The sequence below is a fragment of the Kribbella sp. NPDC005582 genome (assembly GCF_040605415.1).
Taxonomy (GTDB): domain Bacteria; phylum Actinomycetota; class Actinomycetes; order Propionibacteriales; family Kribbellaceae; genus Kribbella.
This window is the reverse complement of the sequence record NZ_JBEXCU010000001.1, coordinates 95,303-117,443: the sequence shown is the minus strand read 5'-3', so window position 1 is coordinate 117,443 and position 22,141 is coordinate 95,303. Positions and strand designations below refer to the sequence as shown.

Here is a 22,141-nt window from a genome sequence, read left to right as displayed (position 1 = left end):
ACCCCTTGGGGGTATGTTGACGCCATGGAGATGGAACATGGGCATGCCGGGCACGGGGATCATGCGGCGCAGTTCAAGGACCGGTTCTGGATCAGTACGGCGCTGGCGGTGCCGGTGGTCTACTTCAGCGCGATGTTCGCCGACCTGCTCGGCTACCCGCGCCCGGACTTCACCGGTGCGAACTGGATCGCGCCGGTGCTCGGTACCGCGATCTTCCTGTACGGCGGCCGCCCGTTCCTGACCGGCGGGTGGGGCGAACTGCGGTCGCGGCGGCCGGGGATGATGCTGCTGATCTCGATGGCGATCACGGTCGCGTTCGTGGCGTCGTGGATCACCACCCTGGAGATCGGCGGCTTCGACCTCGACTTCTGGTGGGAGCTCGCGCTGCTGATCGTGATCATGCTGCTCGGGCACTGGCTGGAGATGCGAGCGCTCGGCGCCGCGTCGGGTGCGCTCGATGCGCTGGCCGCGCTGCTGCCGGACGAGGCCGAGAAGGTGACCGACGACGGTGTGGTCGCGGTGGCGCTGCACGAGCTGCAGGCGGGCGACGTCGTACTGGTTCGGTCGGGTGGGCGGGTGCCGGCGGACGGCACCGTGGTCGACGGCCAGGCCGAGGTCGACGAGTCGATGATCACCGGGGAGTCGCGACCGGTGTCACGCGCGGTCGGTGACTCGGTGGTGGCCGGGACGGTGGCGACGGACAACGCGCTCCGGGTCGAGATCACCGCGGTCGGGGACGACACCGCGTTGGCCGGGATTCAGCGGTTGGTCGCGGAGGCGCAGGCTTCGTCGTCTCGCGCGCAGGCGCTGGCCGATCGGGCTGCGGCGTTTCTGTTCTACTTCGCGTCGATCGCCGGGCTGATCACGTTCGTCGTGTGGACTCTGCTGGGGGAGCTCGATCAGGCCGTCACTCGCACGGTGACCGTGCTCGTCATCGCCTGCCCGCACGCGCTCGGTCTCGCGATTCCGCTCGTGATCGCGATCTCCACCGAGCGCGCCGCGAAGGCCGGCGTACTGGTGAAGAGCCGGCTGGCGCTCGAGCGGATGCGTACGGTCGATGTCGTGCTGTTCGACAAGACCGGCACGCTGACCAAGGGCGAGCCTGCGGTCATCGGCGTCGCTGTGGTGGACGGCGTCACGGAGGCGCAGCTGCTGGAGTTGGCCGCGGCGGTCGAGGCGGACAGCGAACACCCGCTGGCCAGGGCCATCGTGCGGGCGCACGCGGAGCGGGGACATGAGGTGGTCGCGAGCGGTGGTCGCGGCGAGGGCGGGGTGGATCCGGCGCAGCGCCGTCTGCTCGCCTCCGACTTCCGATCGCTGACCGGCCGCGGCGTACAGGCTGTTGTCGACGGCAACGAGGTGGCGGTCGGCGGTCCCGCCCTCCTCCGCGAGTACGGCGCGGCTGAGCCGGCCGAGCTCGAGTCGCACGTCGCGGAGTGGAAGTCCCAGGGTGCGGCCGTCTTGCAGGTCCTGAAGGATCGGCAGGTCGTCGGAGCGATCGCGCTCGCGGACGCCGTGCGAGAGGAGTCCCGGCAGGCCGTGGATGCGTTGCATCGGCGCGGCGTCCGGGTCGCGATGATCACCGGCGACGCGCACCAGGTCGCCGAGGCGGTGGCCGCCGAGCTGGGCATCGACGAGGTGTTCGCGGAGGTGCTGCCCGGCGACAAGGACGCCAAGGTGAGCGAGCTGCAAGCGCGCGGACTGAAGGTCGCCATGGTCGGTGACGGCGTGAACGACGCCCCCGCCCTCGCCCGAGCCGAGGTCGGCATCGCGATCGGAGCCGGCACCGATGTGGCCATCGAGTCGGCCGGCGTCGTCCTCGCCGCCGACGACCCTCGCGCCGTCCTCTCGGTGATCGACCTGTCCCGCGCGAGCTACCGCAAGATGTGGCAGAACCTCATCTGGGCAACGGGGTACAACGTGATCACGGTCCCCCTGGCCGCCGGCGTACTGGCCTTCGCCGGCGTCCTCGTCTCACCCGCCGTCGGCGCCCTCCTGATGTCGATCTCCACCATCGTGGTCGCCCTCAACGCCCAACTCCTCCGCCGCCTCGACCTCAACCCCAACCGCCTAGCGCGGGGCGGTGAGTAGTTCGGGGCGGCCGATTTGGAGGAGCAGGGAGGCGGTGTCGAAGTAGACGCGTTCCAGGGTGATGCGGTCGCCGGTGAAGAAGAAGACGGCGATCACCGGGACGCGGAACGACTTGCCGGTCGGCGGCAGGCTGTAGAACTCGCCGAGGTTGGTGCCGAGCAGGTCGAACTCGACGATGACCGAGTCGGCGGCCGCGTGGAAGCGGACGTTGTCGTGGCGCTGGTCGGGGAAGGCGGTTCGGGTGAGCGTGTAGTACGCCATCACCTCCTCGGCGCCGTCGAAGCGCTGACCGGTCGGCACGATCTCGTACAACGGATGCCCGTCGAACGTGGCCAGGGTCAGCTCGAACTCCTGGGTCACCTCGGTGTCCATGTGCTCCTGGATCACCGCGATCCGGCGCGCTGCCAGCTCCTCGTCAACCATTCGGGCAACTTATCCGATCTGCCATGTCATGAACCGGCCGCCGGCTCCGACGTACTGCGTGAAGGCCTTCGCCGAAGGCTCTGAGCAAGGAGCAGGAACCGTGGAAGCATTGAGCGTCATGATCGCCACCAAGCAGGTCGCCGACGACGTCCGGAACTCGATCGACGGCCGGTTCACCCAACCGCACCTCGACACCGTCCCGAAGCGTCGCCGGACCCGCACGGTACTGCGATGGATCCGGCGTCAGGCGGTCGGCGCGTCCGCCCGCAACAATCCGGTCGACTTCAAATCTGACCAGAGTCCGGCCGGAATCTCCTGCTGATCGAGGGCCGCGTTGGTGCGGACCTCATCGGCGTTCCGGCAACCGACGGCAATGCCCGCGACGGCCGGGTGGAAGCGCGGAAACGCCATCGCAGCAGCCGGCAAAGTGACGCCATGCGACTCGCACACGTCAGCCAACCGGTGAGCCTTCGCGATCAGCTCCGCGTCAGCCGGCGCGTAGTTGAAGGTGGCATCCACCGCCGGACGCGGCTGCGAGAGCAGCCCCGAGTTGAAAACCCCAACAGCAACAACCTGTACGTCGTTCGCCACGCAAGCCGGCAGTACGTCGTCCAGACCGTCCGGATCGATGAGCGAGTAGCGCCCGGCCAGCATGATCACGTCGATGTCGACCTCGGTGACGAACCGGGTGAGCATCGCGGTCTGGTTCATGCCGGAGCCGATCGCGCCGATCACCCCTTGGTCGCGCAGCTCGATCAGCGTCGGGAAGGCAGTCGCGACGGCCTCGTCGTAGTGGTCGTCGGGGTCGTGCACGAAGACGATGTCGAGCCGGTCGGTACCGATCCGGCGCAGCGAGTCCTCGATGCTGCGCAGTACGCCGTCCCGGCTGAAGTCCCAGCGCCGACGACGCTTGGTGACGACCGCGAACCCTTCGTTGTCCGCGGCCTCGGTGTCGGCCTCGTAGATGATCCGGCCGACCTTCGACGACAGCACGTACTCGTCCCGCGGCTTGCCCGCGAGCCCCAGCCCGAGGCGCTCCTCGGCGAGCCCGAGCCCGTAGTGCGGCGCGGTGTCGAAGAACCGCCAGCCCGCGTCCCAGGCCGCGTTCACGGTGGCGACCGCGTCGTCCTCGGCCACCTCGGTCAGCAGACCGGCCAGCGGTGCGCCGCCCAGTCCGATCGTGGGGTGGTCGCCGAAGATGTTCACGAGCGCACCGCCGGGAGGCGCAGGTTCTGCATGCCGCCGTCGACGGCGATCGCCGTACCGGTGGTGGATCCGGCCAGCGGGCTGGCCAGGTAGGCGATCGCGAGGGCGACCTCGTCCGCCGAGACCAGACGGCCCATCGGCTGCCGGGCCTCGAGCGCCGCGCGCTCGGCCTCCGGGTCGGTGGCCGCGTCGAGCAGCCGGCCGACCCACGGCGTGTCCGCGGTGCCCGGGTTCACGCAGTTCACGCGGATGCCTTCGCGGACGTGGTCGGCGGCCATCGCCATCGTCAGAGCCAGTACGGCGCCCTTGCTGGCGGAGTACACGGCGCGGTTCGGCAGACCCGCGGTGGCGGCGATCGAGCAGGTGTTGACGATCGCGGCCGCGGACGACTTGCGCAGGTATGGCAGGGCGGCACGGGTGACGCGGGCGATCCCGACCACGTTCACGTCCAGCACGCGGTGCCACTCGTCGTCGTCGTTCGCCGCGACGTTGCCCTGGGCGCCGATCCCGGCGTTGTTCACCACGATGTCGATCCCGCCGAGCTTCAGCGCGGCCGCGGCGACCGCGGATCGCACCGAGGCGTCGTCGGTGACATCGGCGGCGATCCCGGTCAGCGGCTCGGACACATCGGGCTTGAGGTCGAACACGACCACCCGCGCGCCCCGAGCGGCCAGCAGGTTGGCGGCCGCGAGCCCGAGACCCGACGCACCGCCGGTCACCACGGCCCGCAGGCCGTCAAAGTCGCTCACTGGTTCTCCTTCGTCAAGTCGTTCCAGATCTTGCCACCCGGGAAGCGGAAGCCGGCCAGCGTCTCGGCATCCATCTCGGCGCCGAAGCCGGGCTTCACCGGTGCCACGTAGTGCCCGTCCCGGATCACCACCGGGTCCAGGAAGTGCTCGTGCAGATGGTCGACGTACTCGATCACGCGATCCTCCAGCGTTCCGCTGACCGCCACGTAGTCGAACATCGACAGGTGCTGCACCAGCTCACACAGTCCTACCCCGCCCGCGTGCGGACACACCGGTACGCCGAACTTCGCGGCCAGCAGCAGGATCGCGATGTTCTCGTTCACCCCGGCGACGCGGGCGCTGTCCAGCTGCAGCACGGACAGCGAACCGGCCTGCAGCATCTGCTTGAACACCACCCGGTTCTGTACGTGCTCACCGGTGGCGACCCGGGTCGGCGCGATCGCCTTCGCGATGGTCGCGTGGCCGAGGATGTCGTCCGGGCTGGTCGGTTCCTCGACCCACCAGACGTCGTACGGCGCCAGCGCCTCGATCCATGTGATGGCGTCGGCGACGTCCCAGCGCTGGTTGGCGTCGATCGCGATCCGGATGTCCGGGCCGACGGCCTCGCGAGCCAGCCGCATCCGGCGGATGTCGTCGTCGAGGTCGGCGCCGACCTTCAGCTTGATCTGGGTGAACCCCTCGGCGACCGCCTCGTGACACAGCCGGACCAGCTTGGCGTCGTCGTACCCGAGCCAGCCGGGCGTCGTCGTGTACGCCGGGTAGCCGCGCTCACGCAGCAGCGCCTCCCGCTCACCGCGACCGGCCTGGCCCTTGCGCAGGATCTCCAGTGCCTCGTCCGGGGTGAGCGCGTCGGTCAGGTAGCGGAAGTCGACCAGGTCGACGATCTGCTCGGGCGTCAGGTCGGACAGCAGCTTCCACAGCGGTACGCCGGCCCGCTTCGCGGCCAGGTCCCAGACCGCGTTGACGACCGCGCCGATCGCCATGTGCATGACGCCCTTCTCCGGGCCCAGCCAGCGCAGCTGCGAGTCGTGCACGAGCGACTTCCAGAAGCCGCCGAGATCGTTCAGCGTCGCCTCCAGGTCGAGCCCGACGACGTGGTCGCGCAGCGCCTCGATGGCGGCGGTCTGGACGTCGTTGCCCCGGCCGATCGTGAACGCGAACCCGTGACCTTCGAGCCCGTCGCCCGCGTCGGTGCGCAGGATCAGGTACGCCGCGGAGTAGTCCGGGTCGGTGTTCATCGCGTCGGAGCCGTCCAGGTCCAGCGACGTGGGGAAGCGGACGTCGTACGTCTCTAACTCGGTGAAACGTGCCATGGAGTGACCCGATCTGGTGCGGAGGGCGGTCTGTCAGAACGGATCCTATAGGATATGGGGGAGCTTCGGCAGGGGGTCCGGACCGCCCCCACTCACTAACACTGCGGAGTACCGGCCGGCTCACGCTCAGCGGCTGCTCGAGGCACCTCCCGGAGGGAGGTTGGTCAGTGGTGGCGGTCCGCGCTATACAGTCGTCTCCGTGGCAGAACTCCGGCTCGGTCAGCGCACGTTCGGGCCTGGCGAGTTCGCCGTGATGGCGATCGTGAACCGGACTCCGGACTCCTTCTTCGACCGGGGCGCGACGTACGCGACCGACGCGGCGTACGCGGCGATCGACCAGGCGGTCGCGGACGGCGCCGATCTGGTCGACATCGGCGGCGTGAAGGCCGGGTACGGCGAACCCGTCAGCGAGGACGAGGAGCTGCGGCGGACGGTCGACTTCGTCGCCGGCATCCGCGAGCGGCACCCGTCCCTGGTGATCAGCGTGGACACGTATCGCAGCGGCGTCGCCCGCCGCGTCGCCGAGGCCGGTGCCGACCTGCTCAACGACACCTGGGCGGGGTCCGATCCTGATCTCGTGCACGCCGCGGCCGAGTTCGGCGCGGGGCTGGTCTGCAGTCACGTCGGCGGACTCTCACCACGCACGGATCCACACCGGATGGCGTATGACGACGTGGTGGCCGACGTCATCCGTACGACGACCGCCCTCGCCGACCGCGCGGTCGCGGCCGGGGTGCGGCGGGACGGGATTCTGATCGACCCGACCCACGACTTCGGCAAGAACACCCTGCAGTCGCTGGAACTCACCAGGCGGCTCGACGAGTTGGCCGCGACCGGGTGGCCGGTGCTCGTCGCCGTGTCGAACAAGGACTTCATCGGCGAGACGCTGGAACTGCCGCCGGGTCAGCGGGGCAACGGCACGCTGGCCGCGTTGAGCATCTCGGCGTGGCTCGGCGCGCGGGTGTTCCGGGTGCACGACGTACCGGCCGCGCGGCAAGCGCTCGACCTGATCGCCGTACTGCGTGGGACCGCGCAGCCCGCTGGAACCCGAAGGAGCCTGGCCTGATGCGCCAACTCGAGGAACTGTCCGACGACGAACTGATCGAGGTCTACCGCGTCGAGGACCGCGCGGTCCCGCATCTGCGGGCAAACTTCGTCAGCAGCCTGGACGGCGCAGTCGAGATCGACGGCCAGTCCAAGGCGCTGTCGAGCGACTCCGACAGCCGGGTGTTCAGCGTGCTCCGGCGGCTGGCCGACGTGGTCCTGGTCGGTGCCGGCACGATTCGCGACGAGGGATACACCCCGCTGCGGTTGTCGGCGGCGAGCCGGGAGTGGCGGCAGGCCAATGGCCTGGCCGAGAACCCGACCCTCGCGGTGGTCTCCGGACGGCTCGAGCTGAGCCCGGTGAACCCGATCTTCCGGTCGGCCGAGCGGCCGATCGTGATCACGCACGCCGCCTCCCCGCCCGACCGCCGCGAGGCCCTGGCCGAGGTCGCCGACCTGGTCGTCCTGGGTGAAGCGGAGATCGATCTGCCCGCCGTGGTCGAGGAACTCGCCGCCCGCGGCATGCCGCAGATCCTCTCCGAAGGCGGCCCGCACCTGCTGGGCGCTCTGACCGCCGCCGACCTCCTCGACGAACTGTGCCTGGCTCTCGCGCCGCTCCTGGCCGGCCCCGGCTCCGGCCGCATCACCGCCGGTCTGCCCACCACTCTCACCCGCCGACTCAAGCTGGCAACGAGCCTGGCGGCCTCCGACGACTACCTCTTCTTCCGCTACCTCCGGGAGTCCTGACGTGCCCGTCGTCGCCGCCGCAGTCTGCCCCCACCCGCCCCTGCTGGTCCCGGAAGTAGCCACCGGCGCCGCCGCCGAGCTCGACGACCTGAGAGCCGCCTGCCTGGCAGTCGTCGATCGCTTAGCCGCCGCGGACCAGGTGGTAGTCATCGGTGCGGCGCCTACTGAAGGGGTGTACGACGGTTCAGCTGGTGGGGGATTCGGGGCCTATGGCGCCCCGTCGGTTCGGTTCGGGAGCGGCGAGCCGGTGCTGCCGCTCTCGCTGGCGATCGGCGGTTGGCTGCTCGAGCAGTCCAAGGCTGGTCACCTGGCTCGCACCTACCGCGCCGTGCCGGTGGACGCCCGGCCCGCGGACTGTGTTCAGCTGGGCAAGGAATTTGCTGACGGCAACGATCGGATCGGGTTGCTGGTGATGGGCGACGGCGCGCCCCGCCGCAGCGAGCACTCGCCGGTGCACCTGCATCCGCGCGCCGAGATCTTCGACGCCACCGTGGCACAAGCCTTCGCCGCCGCGGATGCCGACGTACTGGCCGCCCTCGACCCAGACTTGGCCGCAGAACTGCAAGCCGCCGGCCGCGCCCCCTGGCAGGTCCTCGCCGGGGCACTGGCCAACCTCAACGGCGAGCTCCTGCACGACGCAGCCCCGTACGGCGTCGGCTACTTCGTGGCCAGCTTCACCTAGTAGACCGGCACATCCGGCCAACGCGACGCGGTGTCAGCCAGGTCGCGACGACCGCCTGCGATCAGCTGCTCGACCAGCTCCACCCGAGCACCCCGTACGACGTCCACCGCGGCCTCGACGGTCTCGTGCGGGCCTGACCAGTTGCAGACCGCATCTCCGGCATACCAGTCACCGGCGGCAGAGCGTCGTACATGCGAGGCGGCCAGGCGAGCGGCGGGAAGTGCACAGTCGGCCAGCTGCACAACAGCATCAACAGCCACGACCGGCGCTCTCAGATCAAGCACCGGCCGAAGCTCAACCGCATCAGTGCGGACAAACTCGTAGCCGGCAGGCGCGCGCTCCGCCAGCCAGGCAAGAGCCTCTCCGGCTGTCTCCTGCAGCAGTGACGGATCGGCCAGCGTATGCACGCCGCACTGGCGGGTGTGCGTCGGCCGAAGCTCGTTCTGCCACAAACGGACCTGGAGTTCGTCGCGCCCCGACAAGCGCCGCCCGAGGATGCGGGCCAGGCCGACGACGTCGAAGTTCAGCTCGTCGGGAGTGCGTTTCCGTCCTGGCTCGAGCGGCCTGCCCGGCAGTGTCCCCCGAGTGGTCCACGGCCCGACATGCCACCGAGTCAGAACAGTCACGCAGAAGACCCTACAGAATCAGGCCTTGACGGGCGCATCCACACCGAAGGTCTTGGCGAGGTCGGTGAGGATCACCCAGGCGCCCTGCAGACCGACGGCGGTCATCCAGGTCAGGTCCTGCACCTCGTGCACCTTCGGGGCGAGCGGCTTCCAGAGCGGGTTGGCCTCGAACTCCGCCGCGGTCTTGGCGCCCACGCCCTTGTCGTCGGCGAAGGTGGTGACGAAGATCGCGTCCGCGTCGGCGTCCTTGATCCGCTCCGGGCCGATCTCCAGCGCGAAGCCGTCGACGTCCTGCGACTTCGGCCGGGCCAGGCCGGCGTCCTTCAGCACGATGCCGGAGAAGGTCGCCTTCTGGTACAGCCGGGTCGGGCCGTCGAGGAACCGGACCACCGAGACGGTCGGGTTCTTCGCCTTGGCGTTGATCGCGGTCCCGACGGCCTTGGCCGCGGTCTCGTACGCCGTGATCTCCTTGTCGGCCAGGGCTTCCTCGCCGAGCGCCTTGCCCTCGAGCCGGATGTTGTCCTTCCAGGTCGGCCCGGTGGTCTCCGACATGATCGTCGGCGCGATCTTGGACAGCTGCTCGTAGAGCTTCTCGTGCCGGACCTTGGCGGTGATGATCAGGTCCGGGTCGAGCTCGGCGATCTTCTCCAGGTTCGGCTCGGCCAGCGTGCCGACCGGCTGGGCGTCCTTGCCGAGCGTGTCGCGGTCGGCGCCGAGGTACTCCGGCAGCTTGTCCTTGATGCTGCGGTAGTCGGTGTAGCCGACGACCGGGGTGTCCAGGATCAGCGTCGCGTCGACGAAACTCGCGTCCAGGGCGACGACCCGCTTCGGCTTGGCCGGGATCTCGGTCTTGCCCATCGCGTGCTCGACCGTGCGCGGGAAGCCGGTGGACTCCGAGCCGGACGCCGCCGGGGTCTTGCCGTCGTCCGACGAGCCGCAGGCGGTCAGGGCCAGCGCGGCGACGGCGAACAGGGCGGTAATACGGTGCAGGCGCACGGGTCTCTCCTGGTGGGACATGGGGTCGCGTAGGGTGACTCACGACCACTGACAAGTAAGGCAAAGCTAACCTATGTCGTCCCCTGCTCGGCGCACAGTCGCGCTGATAGTGCTGATCGTCATACTCGCGCTGGTCTTTGTTGCCAGCTTGGCGTTCGGATCGCGCTGGCTCGGTCCGGGCGCGCTGTGGCACGCCCTGACAGCGAACGACGGCTCCGACCCGGACGTGATCATCCGGAGCCTGCGAGCGCCGCGGACGGTCGTTGCCGTGCTCATCGGTCTCTGCCTCGGTGTCGCCGGAGCCCTGATGCAGGGGCACACCCGCAACGCCCTCGCCGAGCCGGGCATCTTCGGTGTCAGCGCCGGAGCCGCCTTCGCTGTAGTCGTCGGACTACAGCTCGGAGTGGTCGACGCCGTTGGCGAAACAGTCTGGGTAGCGCTCGCGGGCGCCCTACTGGCGACGTACGGCGTGCAATGGCTCGCGTCGCGGGGGAGTGGTGCCAGTCCGGTCGGGCTGGCGCTGACAGGTGCTGCGGTGGCCGCGATGCTCGGCGCGATGACGTCGGCGATCGTCCTGCTGGACAACAACACTCTGGACGGCTACCGCTTCTGGGCGGTCGGTTCGGTGGCAGGTCGCGGTCTGGACGTCGCCGGGCAGGTGCTGCCGTTCGCAGTGCTCGGTCTGGTGCTTGCCGCAGTCAACGCTCGTGATCTCGACCTGCTGGCTCTTGGTGAGGATGTGGCCGCTGGTCTCGGGCTGTCGATCAACCGGGCTCGGCTGATCGGTCTGGGCGCGATCGGTCTGCTCACAGCGGCCGGAGTGGCGGCCTGTGGCCCGATCGGCTTCCTGGGCTTGCTGTCCGGCCATGTAGCCCGGCAGATCTTCGGTTCTCGCAACACCTGGTTGATTCCGGGCGCCGGACTGGTCGGTGCGAGCGCCATGGTGCTCGCGGACCTGGTCGGCCGGCTGGTTGGTGGTGCGGGCGAGCTACAAGCCGGCGTGGTGCTGGGCATCGTCGGTGCGCCGCTGTTCGTGCTGGTCGTTCGCCGTCGGGCGGTGGTGCTGTGAAATCCCGCACCGTCGTGTTCAGCCTGCTCTTCGCAGCAGTGGCGGTCGCTGCGGCCCTGCTCTCACTGAGCATCGGTACGTCGAAGGTCCCGCTCCCGGACGTGGTCGACGTACTGCTCGGTGGTGGTCGCCGTGGGCAACGACTGATCGTGCTGGACCTGCGGTTGCCGCGGGTCGCGACCGGACTGCTGGTCGGCATCGCGTTCGCCGTCTCAGGTGCCTTACTGCAAACGCTGTCGCGCAACGCGTTGGCCAGTCCGGACATCGTCGGCGTCAACTCAGGCGCTTCAGCCGGGGCGGTCGCGGTGATCGTGCTGGCCGGGACCGGCGGTGGCAACATCTCGGGGTTCGCCGGCAAGGTTGGGATCCCACTGGCTGCGGTCGTCGGCGGACTGCTCGCCACTGTGATCGTGGGCGTGCTGTCGATTCAGCGCGGTCAGGTCGACGGTGGCCGGGTCGTGCTGATCGGTGTCGGCATCGCCGCCGCGGCGAACTCGCTGGTCGCGTGGATGCTGGTCATCGGTGATGTGAACGACGCAGGCCGCGCTGCGGCCTGGCTGGCCGGCTCGCTCAACTCACGCGAGTGGAGTGACGCTATGCCGGTGCTGATCGCCGTCGTGGTGCTGTTGCCGGTAGCAATGATGTTCAACCGGGACTTGTCCGCCATGGTGCTCGGTGACGACGTGGCGTCCGCGCTGGGCGTGCGAGTGGCTCGCATTCGGTTGCTCCTGCTGATTGTGGCGACGGTCCTTGCGGCTATGGCGACTGCTGGTGCCGGTCCGATTGCGTTCGTCGCGCTGGTGGCACCACAGGTCGCGGTGCGGCTCACGCGGATGGAGCGGCCGCCGCTGGTGACGTCCGCGATGCTGGGCGCGGCGTTCGTCGTACTGGCTGATTTGGTTGCGCGCAACGGACTGGGCTGGCTTCACGTCGGGCCCTACGAGCTACCGGTGGGCGTGCTCACTGCCGCGGCCGGAGCGCCGTACCTGCTTCATTTGATCGGCCGTCAGCAGAAGGGGCGTTGACATGCACGTCGAGAACCTCACCCTCGCGTACGGCGCTGATGCGCCCGTGGTGTCCGGTCTGACACTGGAAGTGCCGGCCGGGCGCTTGACGGCGATCGTGGGACCGAACGGGTCCGGCAAGTCCACGCTGTTGCGAGGCATGAGCCGACTGATGGTGCCGCAGAGCGGGCAGGTGTTGCTGGACGGCGAGGACATCCACAAGCTGCCCGCCCGTGAGCTGGCGCGCAAACTCGGCGTACTGCCGCAAGGCCCGGTCACACCGGAAGGCATCACCGCGGCGGAGTTGGTGTCGCGCGGCCGGCACCCGCACCGCGGGCTGTTCGGGCGGCTGACCTCGGACGATGACGCGGCGATCGAGCAGGCGTTGGCTGCTGTCGAGCTGACCGAGCTGCGGGACCGCCCGGTCGATCAGTTGTCCGGTGGGCAGCGGCAGCGCGTCTGGATCGCCATGGTGCTGGCTCAGGGGACCGCTCACCTGCTGCTGGACGAGCCCACGACGTACCTCGATCTGGCGCACGCAGTGGACGTCATGAACGTCGTACATGCTGCAGCGCACACCTCCGGTCGCACAGTCGTCGTGGTGCTGCACGACCTCACGCTGGCTGCGCAGTACGCCGACCACCTGGTGGTGATGGGAGCCGGTGCGATCGCGGCTCAAGGCCGACCGGCCGAGGTCCTGACCGCTGAGCTGCTGGACGAGGTGTTCGGGCTCCAGGCGACGGTCGTGGAGGTCGGTGGCGCACCGGTCGTGGTGCCCGATCGTAGGCTGGCTGGGTGACCCACTCCGTTGATTCCCTCGTGGACATCCTGGCCGACTCGGTCGACTGGTTGTCCGTGCGTACGGCGGACGCCGTACCGGGACCGGACTGGGTGTCGTGCGCGCAGGTCGTCGCTGAGCAGCAGGCCGGCGGCGATCCGACTCTGGACTGGCGTAGCCGGGTGGCGGCCGACTATGCGCGTGAACATGCCATCGATCCGCCGACTCAGGTAGCGGCGATGTTCACGCTGATGTGGTACGTCCAAGTGCCCGCACTGGTGGCCGGAGTACTCGGTGCGGCGGTAGGGGTCACACCGGAGGTTTCCCCAGCGGCACTGGCGTTTCGGGTGCATCCGACCGCGCACTATCCGATCGAGGTCGCTCTGCTGTCGGATCGCGTCGTACCGGTGCAGACCGCAGCTGTGCAGCTGCAGCAGCATGCCAAGGCGTTTCTGGACTCATATCGGCCCGGTGTGAAGCTCGGCTCGCTGCAACGGTTCGGTGCGGTCGACGACGAAGTGCGGTCCGCGATCCGGCTTCCGCAACCGGCGCCGTACGCCGACGAAGCGGCCGCCGCATTCGGCGTTTCGCTCGAGCAAAAGCTCCGGACGTCCTGCTGCTACTTCTACGTCCTGCCCAGAGTGAACGCCTGCACCACCTGCCCCAGGTTCCGCTGACTGATTGAAGCGCTTCCACCAGGAAGTTCTTATCTGTAACGGAAAATGTCGGTGGCGCCGGGCAGAATGCCGGGCATGGCTCACATCCTGCAGGCGTCACCGACGAGTAATCCGGACTTGGTTGTCCAGTTCCGGCGCGAGAGCTACGGTCGCTGACGTGACCTCGTCCGGTGGTGCTCCGGCGACGACCCCGATCGGCTCCCGGGCCGAGGCCGAGGGCTATGTCGCGATGGTCTGTTTCAAGCACGGTCCTCCGCGCCTGCACGGCGTCGAGCTGGAGTGGACCGTGCATCATGCGGAGGATCCGCGCCGGCCGCTCGACGCCGACCGACTGAGCAAGGCACTGGGCGTGCATGCGCCCGCCACCCTGGTTCCCGGTAGCCCGCAGCTGCCGTTGGGCCGGGGCGCTCTGGTCACGGTGGAGCCGGGTGGCCAGGTGGAGATCTCCGGCCCCGCTTCCGCGTCGATCCAGCAGCTGGTCGACGACACCGCCGCCGACGCGGCCGAGCTGGCCGCGTTGTTGCAGTCCGAGGGTTTGACCCTCGGTGAGCACGGCCTGGACGCGTTCCGGACGCCGCGCCGCATTCTCACCGTCCCGCGCTACGCCGCGATGGAGCACGCCTTCGAGCGGCTCGGCCCGCACGGCCCCCGGATGATGTGCAGTACGGCGGGTCTGCAGGTCTGCCTCGACGCCGGTGCGGCGGACCAGACCGCACTGCGCTGGCGCGCCCTTCACGATCTCGGGCCGACCTTGATTGCCCTCTTCGCGAACTCGCGGCACCGAGCCGGGTCCGACACCGGCTGGGCCTCCGCGCGGACCGAGGCGACCTTCGGTACCTGTGCGCCGTTCACCGAGCCGCCGCCGCTGGACGGTGATCCGGCAGCCGCCTGGGCCCGGACCGCCATGGAGGCCCCGGTGCTGTGCCTGCGCCGCGGTGACAGCTGGATCGCACCCGACGGGCTGACCTTCGGCGACTGGGCCGATGGCCGGCTCCCCGGCGACAGACCGACGTACGACGACCTCGAATATCACCTGTCCACGCTGTTCCCGCCGGTGCGGCCGCGTGGCTACCTGGAGGTTCGCTACCTGGACACGCAGCCGGGGGATGGCTGGATCGCCCCCACGCTGCTGATCAGCGCCCTGATGTCCGATCCGGACCGAATCGACCAGGTGCTGGCCGCGGCCGAGCCCGGCGCAGGCCGCTGGTTCCCCGCCGCACGTGACGGCCTGAACGACAAACCGGTCGCCAAGGCGGCCACCGCCGTCGTCGACCTCGGCATCGACCTCCTCGACCGCATCAACGTCACCCCTGACCTTCGCGCTGCCGTCGCAACCCGGCTGCAGCAAGTCGTCGACAGCACCTCCGAAAGGCGAGCCTCATGAGTGAGCACCAACTCTCCGATCTGACCGATGAGGGGCTGCGAGCTTTCGTGGCTGAGCAGCTGGAGCGGTCACGGCGGCGGACTGCTCACCTGGCTGATGCGGTCGACACCGACGACCTGGTCAAGCAGCACTCCAAGTTGATGTCGCCGTTGATCTGGGACTACGCGCACATCGGCAACCAGGAGGAGCTCTGGCTGGTCCGCGATGTCGGTGGTCGCGAGCCGGTGCGGCAGGACATCGACGAGCTGTACGACGCGTTCATGCATCCGCGCGCGGATAGGCCGACGCTGCCGTTGCTGGGGCCGGTGGAGACGCGGGCCTATGTCGAAGAGGTGCGGGACAAGGTCCTCGACGTGCTCGACCACGTGAAGTTCGACGGTGGTCGCGAGCTGGTCGACAACGGGTTCGCGTTCGGGATGATCGTGCAGCACGAGCAGCAGCACGACGAGACGATGCTGGCGACCCACCAGCTGCGGCGCGGCGTACCGGTGCTGGATGCACCGCCACCGCCGGCCGGTCGGCGGTTGCCCGCCGCCGAGGTCTTTGTGCCGGGCGGCGTCTTCGAGATGGGGACGTCGGTCGAGCCGTGGGCGCTGGACAACGAGCGGCCGGCGCACGCCGTCCGGGTGGCGCCGTATGTGATCGACACCGTGCCGGTGAGCAATGCGGACTACCTGCGGTTCGTGACCGGTGGTGGGTATCAGGACCCGCAGTGGTGGTCCGATGCCGGGTGGGAGCACGTGCAGAAGGCGTCGCTGACCGGGCCGCGGTTCTGGGAGCTGGTGGACGGCGAGTGGTGGCAGCTGCGGTTCGGCAAGCGCGAGCAACTGCCGCTGGCGGAGCCGGTGATGCACGTCTGCTTCTACGAGGCCGAGGCGTATGCGAAGTGGGCCGGCAAACGGCTGCCGACCGAGGAGGAGTGGGAGTTCGCGGCGCGCTTCGACCCGGCGACCGGGCGGACGCGACGGTTCCCGTGGGGTGACGAGAGCCCGGGTCCGCAGCACGCGAACCTCGGTCAGCGGCACCTCGGCCCGGCGCCCGTCGGCGCCTACCCGGCCGGCGCCTCACCGCTCGGCGTCGAGCAGCTGATCGGTGATCTCTGGGAGTGGACGTCGAGCGACTTCACGCCGTACCCGGGCTTCCGTGCCTTCCCGTACGACGAGTATTCGCTGGTGTTCTTCGGACCGGAGTACAAGATTCTCCGCGGCGGGTCGTTCGCCACCGACGAAGTGGTTGCCCGCAGCACCTTCCGCAACTGGGACTACCCGATCCGGCGGCAGATCTTCGCCGGCTTCCGGTGCGCCCGGGATCCGCGGCCCGAGGAGCTGCGCGCCTGATGTGCCGCCATCTCGCCTACCTCGGCCCGCCGACCAGCCTCGCCGCCCTGGTGCTCGACCCGGAGCACTCGCTGTACGAGCAGTCCTGGGCGCCGAACGACATGCGCGGCGGCGGCACGGTGAACGCCGACGGCTTCGGCCTGGGCTGGTACGCCGCATCCGCCGCGATTGGTTCGGCGGTGGAGGCCGCGCCGGCTCCACGCCGCTACCGGCGCAACGTGCCGATCTGGTCTGATGACAACCTGCGCGACCTCGCCGAAGGAATCACCTCCACCGCGGTGATCGGCGCCGTACGGAACGGGACGGAAGCGATGCCGTACGGCGAGGCGACCGTGGCGCCGTTCCGCGACGGGCGCTGGTTGTTCAGCCACAACGGGAAGATCCCGGGCTGGCCGGAGTCGACGGTGAAGCTGGCCGAGCAGTTGCCGGTGGCCGACCTGTTGACGATGGGAGCGCCGGTCGACTCGGCGCTGCTGTGGGCCCTGATCTCCCACCGGCTGCGCGCGGGTGTCGCCGCCGCCGAGGCTGTCGCCTCCGTCGTTCAGGAGGTCGAGTCGGCCGCACCCAGTTCCCGGCTCAACGTCCTGCTCACCGATGGCGAGCAGCTCGTCGCCACCGCGTGGACCCATTCCCTGCACCTCCGCCGGACCGCCGACTCGACCACCGTCGCCTCAGAACCGTTCGGTACCGGGCACTGGGACGAACTCCCGGACCGCTCGTTGCTCCTGGCCACCGCCACCACCGTGAGCATCACCCCGATGGAAGGACCGCAGTGACTCAGATCGACGTCCACCTCACGCCGGACTATGCCGCTCGAACCCTCCGCGACGACGTCCGCGCCGGACTCACCGCCGATCCCAAATGGCTGCCACCGAAGTGGTTCTACGATGCCCGCGGCAGCGAGCTCTTCGAGGAGATCACCCGACTCCCCGAGTACTACCCGACCCGCGCCGAGCGCGAGATTCTGCAGGCCCGCAGCGGCGAGATCGCCGAGCTGACCAAGGCACGCACACTGGTCGAGCTCGGCTCCGGATCGTCGGAGAAGACCCGCCTGCTGCTCGACGGACTGCGTGATCACGGCACCCTGACCACCTTCGTCCCGCTCGACGTCTCCGAGACGGCGCTGCGGGAGGCGTCGGACGCGATCAACGCCGACTATCCGACCATCGACGTACACGGTGTTGTCGGTGATTTCACCGCCCACCTCGACAAGCTGCCCGGTGACTCACCGCGGCTGGTCGCCTTCCTCGGCGGCACGATCGGCAACCTGCTCCCGGACGAGCGCGCGACCTTCTACCGCTCGATCCGCGACGTCCTCGAGCCGGGGGAGTGGCTGCTCCTCGGCACTGACCTGGTCAAGGACCCCGCCACGCTGGTCGCGGCGTACGACGACGCCCAGGGTGTGACCGCGGAGTTCAACCGCAATGTGCTCCGGGTGATCAACCGGCAGCTCGGCGCCGACTTCGACGTGGACGCGTTCGAGCACGTCGCCCACTGGGACCCGGAGAACGAGTGGATCGAGATGCGCCTGCGCGCCACCAGCGCCCAACGCGTCCTGATCCCCGAGGTCCACCTCGAGGTCGACTTCGCCGAAGGCGAGATCCTGCACACCGAGATCTCCGCCAAGTTCCGTCCCGACGGCGTTACCGCCGAGCTCGGCGCCGCCGGCTTCGCCCCCACCGCCTGGTGGACCGACACCGGGTCCCGCTTCGCCCTCTCCCTCTGGCAAGCCGCCTGACCCTGCGGCCACCACCTCATCTTGTGTGAGGTGGTGGCCCGTGCAGGTCAGCCGCCGGACTTGATCAGGGCGTTGATCTTTTCGACGTAGGCGGGGAGGTTGCTGATCGGCTTCTTTCCGCTGAGGATGGGCTGGTACTCGGCGGTGGTGAGGTCACCGACCTGCTGGGCCCATTGGGTGGTGAAGCGGACGCCGACCGTCTTCTCGGCGGCCAGGTCGGCCTTGACCGTGTCGACGACCGTGGTCTGCTGGGCCTTGGTGAGCGAGTCGAAGTAGCTCGCCTGTGCCGGGGTGTAGGCCGGCGGCGCGACCGGGGAGGCCGGCAGGACAACATCCCAGACCTTGGTGTTGATGTACTGGAGCACCTTGAAGGTCGCGTCCTGGTCCTTCGTGTACTGCGGTGTGCAGATGCCGACCGAGTCGTACAGCGTGGCCGGCGTGGTCACCTTCGGGAACGGCGCGAACCCGTACTTCACCTTCGGCTTGTCGACCTGGAAGCCGGCCGCGAGCCACTGCCCACCGAACATCATCGGAATCTTGCCGGCCGCGAACAGCGACTGCGCGTTCGCGGCGTCGTACCCGGGCGGTGCGACCGAGCCGCTCTTGACCGCGTCGGCCAGCTTCTGCACACCTTCGGTGTACTTGGCGTCGGCCTCGGCCTTGGTCGGGTGGTTCACGTTGTCGGTGAACGGCGCGCCGCCGGCCGAGACGGCGTACATGCTCATCGTGAACGGGCCGTCGGGTCCGGTGAGCTGATCGGCGACCAGACCGTACTTCGCGCCGTTCTTGCCCTTCAGCTTCTCGGCGGCGGTGTACATCTCGTCCCAGGTCCAGCCGTCCTTGGGGACCTGCAGGCCGGCCGCGGTGAACGCGTCGGCGTTGTACCAGACGCCGTACGTGTTCATCAGCGACGGCAGTCCGCCCATCTGGCCGTCGGCGGTCTTCCAGTTCTCGATCGCGGAACCGACGAACTTGTCCGGACCGAAGTCGCCGGACAGCTTGCTGGTCCAGTCGACCAGCAGGCCCTGCTGGGTGTACTGCTGCTCGGTGTCGTTACCGCACCAGAACAGGTCCGGCAGCTTCTTCGCCTGGGTCAGCGACGACAGCTTGTCGCCGTACTGGCCACTCGGGGTGTCGAGCAGTTCGACCTTGATCTTGTCGTCCTTGAAGTCGGCCAGCGCCTTCTTGATCACGGCGTTGGTCTGGGTCGACTCCCACGTCATCACGGTGACGGTGACCGGCCCGTCGCTCGATCCCGAGTCCGAACCGCCGCAGGCCGACACGGCCAGCAGGCCGGCGCAGGCCAGCGCGGCGGAACCGATGAGCTTGGTCTTCACAGGTTTGTCCCTCATTTCTGGGTGGTGCTGCCGAGCGAGCCGAGGCCCTGGATGAAGTAGCGCTGCGCAACGAAGAAGAGCACCAACGGCGGCAGCATGTAGAGCAGGTTGGTGGCCATGTAGTAGCTCCAGTCCGGCGTCTTGCCGGCGAACGGCGAGATGAACGCCGCCATGCCGACCGACAGCGGCCATTTGCCGGAGGAGTAGAGGTAGACCAGCGGGTTGAGGTAGTCGTTCCACGAGGCCTGGAAGGCGAGGATCGCCATCGTGATCCAGGCCGGCCGGGTCAGCGGCAGCATCACCTGGGTGAAGATCCGCAGGTGCCCGGCGCCGTCGATCTTGGCCGCTTCGTCGATCGAGTACGGGATGGCCAGGAAGTACTGCCGGGCCAGGAAGATGAACAGCGGGTTCCCGCCCAGGAAGGCCGGCACGATCAGCGGCAGCCAGGTGTCGTACCAGCCGATGCTCTTGTACAGCTGGAAGAGCGGGATCAGCCCGACCACACCGGGGAGCAGCATGCTGCCGACGAACAGGTAGAACCACACCTTGCGGCCCGGGAAGCGCAACCGCGCGAGGGCGTAGCCGGTCATCATCGCGGTCATCACGCCGCCGAGCACGCTGAGCGCCGTGATGATGGTTGAGTTGAGCAACAGCCGCGGGAAGTGGATCACCTGCGGACCGTCGATGAAGTTGCGCCACGTCCATTCGCGGGGCAGCAGCCGCGGCGGGATCTCGAAGACGGCCGAGCCGCTCTTCAGGCCGATGGTGATCATCCACAACAGCGGCACGATCATCACGGCGGCCACGAACAGAGCCGTCACGTACCAGGCCGTCGTACCGATGAGACGGCCTGTGACAGGGCGCTGCTTTCGATCAGTCGGGAGTGTTGTCACTGTAGGTCCAAAGAGAGGTGAACTTCGCGGCGAGGGCGATGACGGCGATGATGATCAGGAACAACACCCAGACCTGTGCCGAGGCGTAGCCGAGCTGGGGGATCCGGCCGAGGTTGGGGAAGCCGTTGTTGTAGATCGACAGCATCAGCACGCTGGTGCTGAAGCCCGGACCACCGTTGGTGAGGATCTTCGGCTGGTTGAAGGTCTGCAGCGCGGCGGTGGTCTGCAGGATCACCTGCAGCAGGATGATCGGACTGATCGTCGGCAACGTGATCCGCGCGAACGCCGACCACGGACCGGCGCCGTCGACCTTGGCTGCTTCGTACAGCTCGGTCGGAACGGCCTGGAGAGCGGCCAGGAAGATGATCATCGTGCCGCCGACGCCCCACAACATCATCAGCACCACCGAGGGCATCGCCATCTTGGGGCTCTGCAGCCACAAGCTGGTCGGCAGTCCGAGGCGGTCGAGGACGGTGTTCAGGAGTCCGACCTGAGGATCCAGGATGAACTTCCAGAGCGTGATCGTGGCGACCGCCGGCAGAACAACCGGCAGATAGGCCAGCGTCCGGACGATCCGGACGCCGCGGAAGCGCTGGTTGCAGAACATCGCCAGTGCCAAACCGAGGATCAGTGAGAGCGGCACGTACAGGACCACCAGGTACCCGGTCGCGCGCAGAGCCGGCCAGAACGCCGGGTCGGTCGTGAACAGCCGGCGAAAGTTGCCGAGTCCAACGAAGACCGGATCGGCCAGGCCGTTGTACTTCGTCAGTGCGAGATAGAACGAGCGGATCAGCGGGTACGCGACGAACACCGTGAAGCCGATGATCGCCGGGGCGATGAACAGGTACGCCGCCATCGTGTCGGACCCGGCGCTGCGGCTGAGGCCGGCGCGGGGGCGACGGCGGGATCGATTCATCCGGCCTCCTGGACGGTAACGTTTCCAAGTTTTACTGTTGGGTGACGATGCCGTGTCGGGAAAAGGAAGTCAACCCTGTGTCCGAAACGTTTCCAAACACCTCCGGGGCCGCTCGGCCGACGATGATCGACGTGGCCCGGCGGGCCGGCGTCGGCCTCGGCACGGTCTCCCGGGTCGTGAACGGCGGGCACGGGGTCCGGGAGGAGACCGCCCAGCGGGTCCGCACCGCGATCGACGCCCTCGGCTTCCAGCGCAACGAGGTCGCTCGCGCGTTGCGGCCGGGGAAGAAGTCGTCGAGTCTCGCGCTCGTGCTCGGCGACCTGACCAACCCGTTCTACGCGACCATCGCGAAGGCCTCGCTCGAGGTCGCCGGGCAGTCCGGCTTCGCAGTCGTGCTGGGCAGTGTCGACGAGGATCCGGAGGGCGAGAAGCGAGCGATCCAGGAGCTGGTCAGTCGCCAGGTCGCCGGGCTGATGATCGTTCCGGACCAAGGGGATCACGCGTTCCTGGCCGGCGCCGGTGTCCCGGTGGTGTTCGTGGACCGGCCGGCGACCGGGATCGAGGCCGACATCGTGATGGTCGACAACGAGGGTGGCGGGCGGCTGGCCACCGAGCACCTGTTGGCGCAGGGGCACGAGCGGATCGCGATCCTGATGGCGCCGTCGTACTACACGACCGGTCGGCGACTTCGTGGTTTCCGGCGGGCGCATCGAGCCGCCGGGCTCGAGGTGGACGAGTCGCTGGTCGTGCAGCTGCCCGAGGGCAACGCGGAGTCCGCCGAGAAGGCGACCCGGGAGCTGATGTTGCGGCCCGATCCGCCGACCGCGATCTTCGCGTCGACCAACTTCCTCACCGAAGGTGTCCTGCGCGCGCTCGGTGAGCTGAAGCTCGAGCCCGCAGTGGTCGGCTTCGACGACTTCCGGCTGGCCGACATGCTGCCGACTCCGGTCACTGTGGTCGCCTCCGACATCGCTGAGCTGGGCCGCAGCGCTGCCCGCTTGCTGCTGGATCGAGCCGCCGGCACCGACCGTCGGCCGCCGCAGCGCATCGTGCTGCCCTGTGCGCTGATCGAGCGCGGTTCGGGGGAGCGGCCGCCGTCTGCTGGGAAGAGAAAAGGGCGCTGACCGAGCC

23 protein-coding genes are annotated in these 22,141 nt (G+C 68.8%); 14 read left to right on the top strand and 9 right to left on the bottom strand.

The genetic code is table 11. The features are described from left to right. Positions 1-24 precede the first annotated feature (24 nt). The gene (locus ABZS29_RS00570) at positions 25-2,091 is read left to right on the top strand and encodes a heavy metal translocating P-type ATPase (RefSeq protein WP_355457182.1); all 2,067 of its coding nucleotides are present in this window, start codon (positions 25-27) and stop codon (positions 2,089-2,091) included. Here the strand turns inward: ABZS29_RS00570 and ABZS29_RS00565 are convergent. Beyond that, positions 2,071-2,514, bottom strand: a complete 444-nt coding sequence (locus ABZS29_RS00565) for an ester cyclase (RefSeq protein WP_355457180.1) — start codon at positions 2,512-2,514, stop codon at positions 2,071-2,073. The two genes, ABZS29_RS00570 and ABZS29_RS00565, sit on opposite strands and share 21 nt — an antisense overlap. 28 nt (positions 2,515-2,542) lie before the next feature. Here ABZS29_RS00565 and ABZS29_RS00560 point away from each other — a divergent pair, with 28 nt between their 5' ends. Next, on the top strand, positions 2,543-2,836 hold the full coding sequence (locus ABZS29_RS00560; RefSeq protein WP_355457179.1) for a hypothetical protein: 294 nt from the start codon (positions 2,543-2,545) through the stop codon (positions 2,834-2,836). Here the strand turns inward: ABZS29_RS00560 and ABZS29_RS00555 are convergent. Genes ABZS29_RS00555 through ABZS29_RS00545 form a run of 3 tightly spaced genes read right to left on the bottom strand, consistent with a single transcriptional unit; the run spans position 2,758 to position 5,782 of the window. Then, positions 2,758-3,720, bottom strand: a complete 963-nt coding sequence (locus ABZS29_RS00555; RefSeq protein ID WP_355457177.1) for an aldo/keto reductase — start codon at positions 3,718-3,720, stop codon at positions 2,758-2,760. The two genes, ABZS29_RS00560 and ABZS29_RS00555, sit on opposite strands and share 79 nt — an antisense overlap. Further along, complete coding sequence (locus ABZS29_RS00550; RefSeq protein WP_355457175.1) at positions 3,717-4,469, bottom strand: SDR family oxidoreductase; 753 nt, start codon at positions 4,467-4,469, stop codon at positions 3,717-3,719. The genes ABZS29_RS00555 and ABZS29_RS00550 overlap by 4 nt, the downstream gene beginning before the upstream one ends. Continuing rightward, positions 4,466-5,782, bottom strand: a complete 1,317-nt coding sequence (locus ABZS29_RS00545; protein WP_355457173.1) for an L-fuconate dehydratase — start codon at positions 5,780-5,782, stop codon at positions 4,466-4,468. Before ABZS29_RS00545 ends, ABZS29_RS00550 begins: the two co-directional genes overlap by 4 nt. 253 nt (positions 5,783-6,035) lie before the next feature. On the opposite strand from ABZS29_RS00545, the gene folP reads away from it, so the two are divergent. The 3 genes from folP to ABZS29_RS00530 are packed head-to-tail and all read left to right on the top strand — an operon-like array spanning position 6,036 to position 8,255. Continuing rightward, on the top strand, positions 6,036-6,848 hold the full coding sequence (gene folP / locus ABZS29_RS00540; protein ID WP_355460804.1) for a dihydropteroate synthase: 813 nt from the start codon (positions 6,036-6,038) through the stop codon (positions 6,846-6,848). After that, a complete protein-coding gene (locus ABZS29_RS00535) occupies positions 6,848-7,573 on the top strand; it encodes a pyrimidine reductase family protein (RefSeq protein ID WP_355457171.1) in 726 nt (241 codons plus the stop codon). The genes folP and ABZS29_RS00535 overlap by 1 nt, the downstream gene beginning before the upstream one ends. Before the next feature lies 1 nt (position 7,574). After that, the gene (locus ABZS29_RS00530; RefSeq protein WP_355457169.1) at positions 7,575-8,255 is read left to right on the top strand and encodes a hypothetical protein; all 681 of its coding nucleotides are present in this window, start codon (positions 7,575-7,577) and stop codon (positions 8,253-8,255) included. Here the strand turns inward: ABZS29_RS00530 and ABZS29_RS00525 are convergent. After that, the gene (locus ABZS29_RS00525) at positions 8,252-8,881 is read right to left on the bottom strand and encodes a hypothetical protein (protein ID WP_355457168.1); all 630 of its coding nucleotides are present in this window, start codon (positions 8,879-8,881) and stop codon (positions 8,252-8,254) included. The two genes, ABZS29_RS00530 and ABZS29_RS00525, sit on opposite strands and share 4 nt — an antisense overlap. An 18-nt stretch (positions 8,882-8,899) precedes the next feature. Beyond that, positions 8,900-9,877 carry an iron-siderophore ABC transporter substrate-binding protein gene (locus tag ABZS29_RS00520; RefSeq protein ID WP_355457166.1) on the bottom strand — a complete coding sequence of 326 codons (978 nt, stop codon included), beginning with the start codon at positions 9,875-9,877 and terminating at the stop codon, positions 8,900-8,902. Between the two features lie 73 nt (positions 9,878-9,950). Between ABZS29_RS00520 and ABZS29_RS00515 the strand changes: the two genes are divergently transcribed. The 8 genes from ABZS29_RS00515 (at position 9,951) to egtD (ending at position 17,864) form a co-directional block, all read left to right on the top strand. Further along, entirely contained in the window at positions 9,951-10,946 is a 996-nt protein-coding gene (locus ABZS29_RS00515; RefSeq protein ID WP_355457165.1) for an iron ABC transporter permease, read from the top strand. Further along, the gene (locus tag ABZS29_RS00510) at positions 10,943-11,971 is read left to right on the top strand and encodes an iron chelate uptake ABC transporter family permease subunit (protein ID WP_355457163.1); all 1,029 of its coding nucleotides are present in this window, start codon (positions 10,943-10,945) and stop codon (positions 11,969-11,971) included. The genes ABZS29_RS00515 and ABZS29_RS00510 overlap by 4 nt, the downstream gene beginning before the upstream one ends. Before the next feature lies 1 nt (position 11,972). After that, on the top strand, positions 11,973-12,749 hold the full coding sequence (locus ABZS29_RS00505) for an ABC transporter ATP-binding protein (RefSeq protein WP_355457161.1): 777 nt from the start codon (positions 11,973-11,975) through the stop codon (positions 12,747-12,749). Continuing rightward, a complete protein-coding gene (locus ABZS29_RS00500) occupies positions 12,746-13,405 on the top strand; it encodes a (2Fe-2S)-binding protein (RefSeq protein WP_355457159.1) in 660 nt (219 codons plus the stop codon). Before ABZS29_RS00505 ends, ABZS29_RS00500 begins: the two co-directional genes overlap by 4 nt. A gap of 157 nt (positions 13,406-13,562) precedes the next feature. After that, entirely contained in the window at positions 13,563-14,789 is a 1,227-nt protein-coding gene (locus ABZS29_RS00495) for a glutamate-cysteine ligase family protein (RefSeq protein WP_355457157.1), read from the top strand. Further along, on the top strand, positions 14,786-16,126 hold the full coding sequence (gene egtB / locus ABZS29_RS00490) for an ergothioneine biosynthesis protein EgtB (protein WP_355457155.1): 1,341 nt from the start codon (positions 14,786-14,788) through the stop codon (positions 16,124-16,126). Before ABZS29_RS00495 ends, egtB begins: the two co-directional genes overlap by 4 nt. Then, on the top strand, positions 16,126-16,902 hold the full coding sequence (gene egtC / locus ABZS29_RS00485; protein ID WP_355457154.1) for an ergothioneine biosynthesis protein EgtC: 777 nt from the start codon (positions 16,126-16,128) through the stop codon (positions 16,900-16,902). The genes egtB and egtC overlap by 1 nt, the downstream gene beginning before the upstream one ends. Continuing rightward, positions 16,899-17,864: an L-histidine N(alpha)-methyltransferase gene (egtD, locus tag ABZS29_RS00480; RefSeq protein WP_355457152.1), complete on the top strand. Its 966-nt coding sequence runs from the start codon at positions 16,899-16,901 to the stop codon at positions 17,862-17,864. Before egtC ends, egtD begins: the two co-directional genes overlap by 4 nt. Before the next feature lie 47 nt (positions 17,865-17,911). On the opposite strand, the gene ABZS29_RS00475 is transcribed toward egtD, so the two are convergent. Genes ABZS29_RS00475 through ABZS29_RS00465 form a run of 3 tightly spaced genes read right to left on the bottom strand, consistent with a single transcriptional unit; the run spans position 17,912 to position 21,010 of the window. Then, positions 17,912-19,201 carry a sugar ABC transporter substrate-binding protein gene (locus tag ABZS29_RS00475; protein WP_355457150.1) on the bottom strand — a complete coding sequence of 430 codons (1,290 nt, stop codon included), beginning with the start codon at positions 19,199-19,201 and terminating at the stop codon, positions 17,912-17,914. 11 nt (positions 19,202-19,212) lie between these two features. Next, a complete protein-coding gene (locus ABZS29_RS00470) occupies positions 19,213-20,022 on the bottom strand; it encodes a carbohydrate ABC transporter permease (RefSeq protein ID WP_355457148.1) in 810 nt (269 codons plus the stop codon). Between the two features lie 52 nt (positions 20,023-20,074). Next, positions 20,075-21,010 (bottom strand): sugar ABC transporter permease, encoded by a 936-nt coding sequence (locus ABZS29_RS00465; protein ID WP_355457147.1) that lies wholly within the window; start codon positions 21,008-21,010, stop codon positions 20,075-20,077. 77 nt (positions 21,011-21,087) lie between these two features. Between ABZS29_RS00465 and ABZS29_RS00460 the strand changes: the two genes are divergently transcribed. Continuing rightward, the gene (locus ABZS29_RS00460; protein WP_355457145.1) at positions 21,088-22,134 is read left to right on the top strand and encodes a LacI family DNA-binding transcriptional regulator; all 1,047 of its coding nucleotides are present in this window, start codon (positions 21,088-21,090) and stop codon (positions 22,132-22,134) included. Positions 22,135-22,141: the final 7 nt, after the last annotated feature.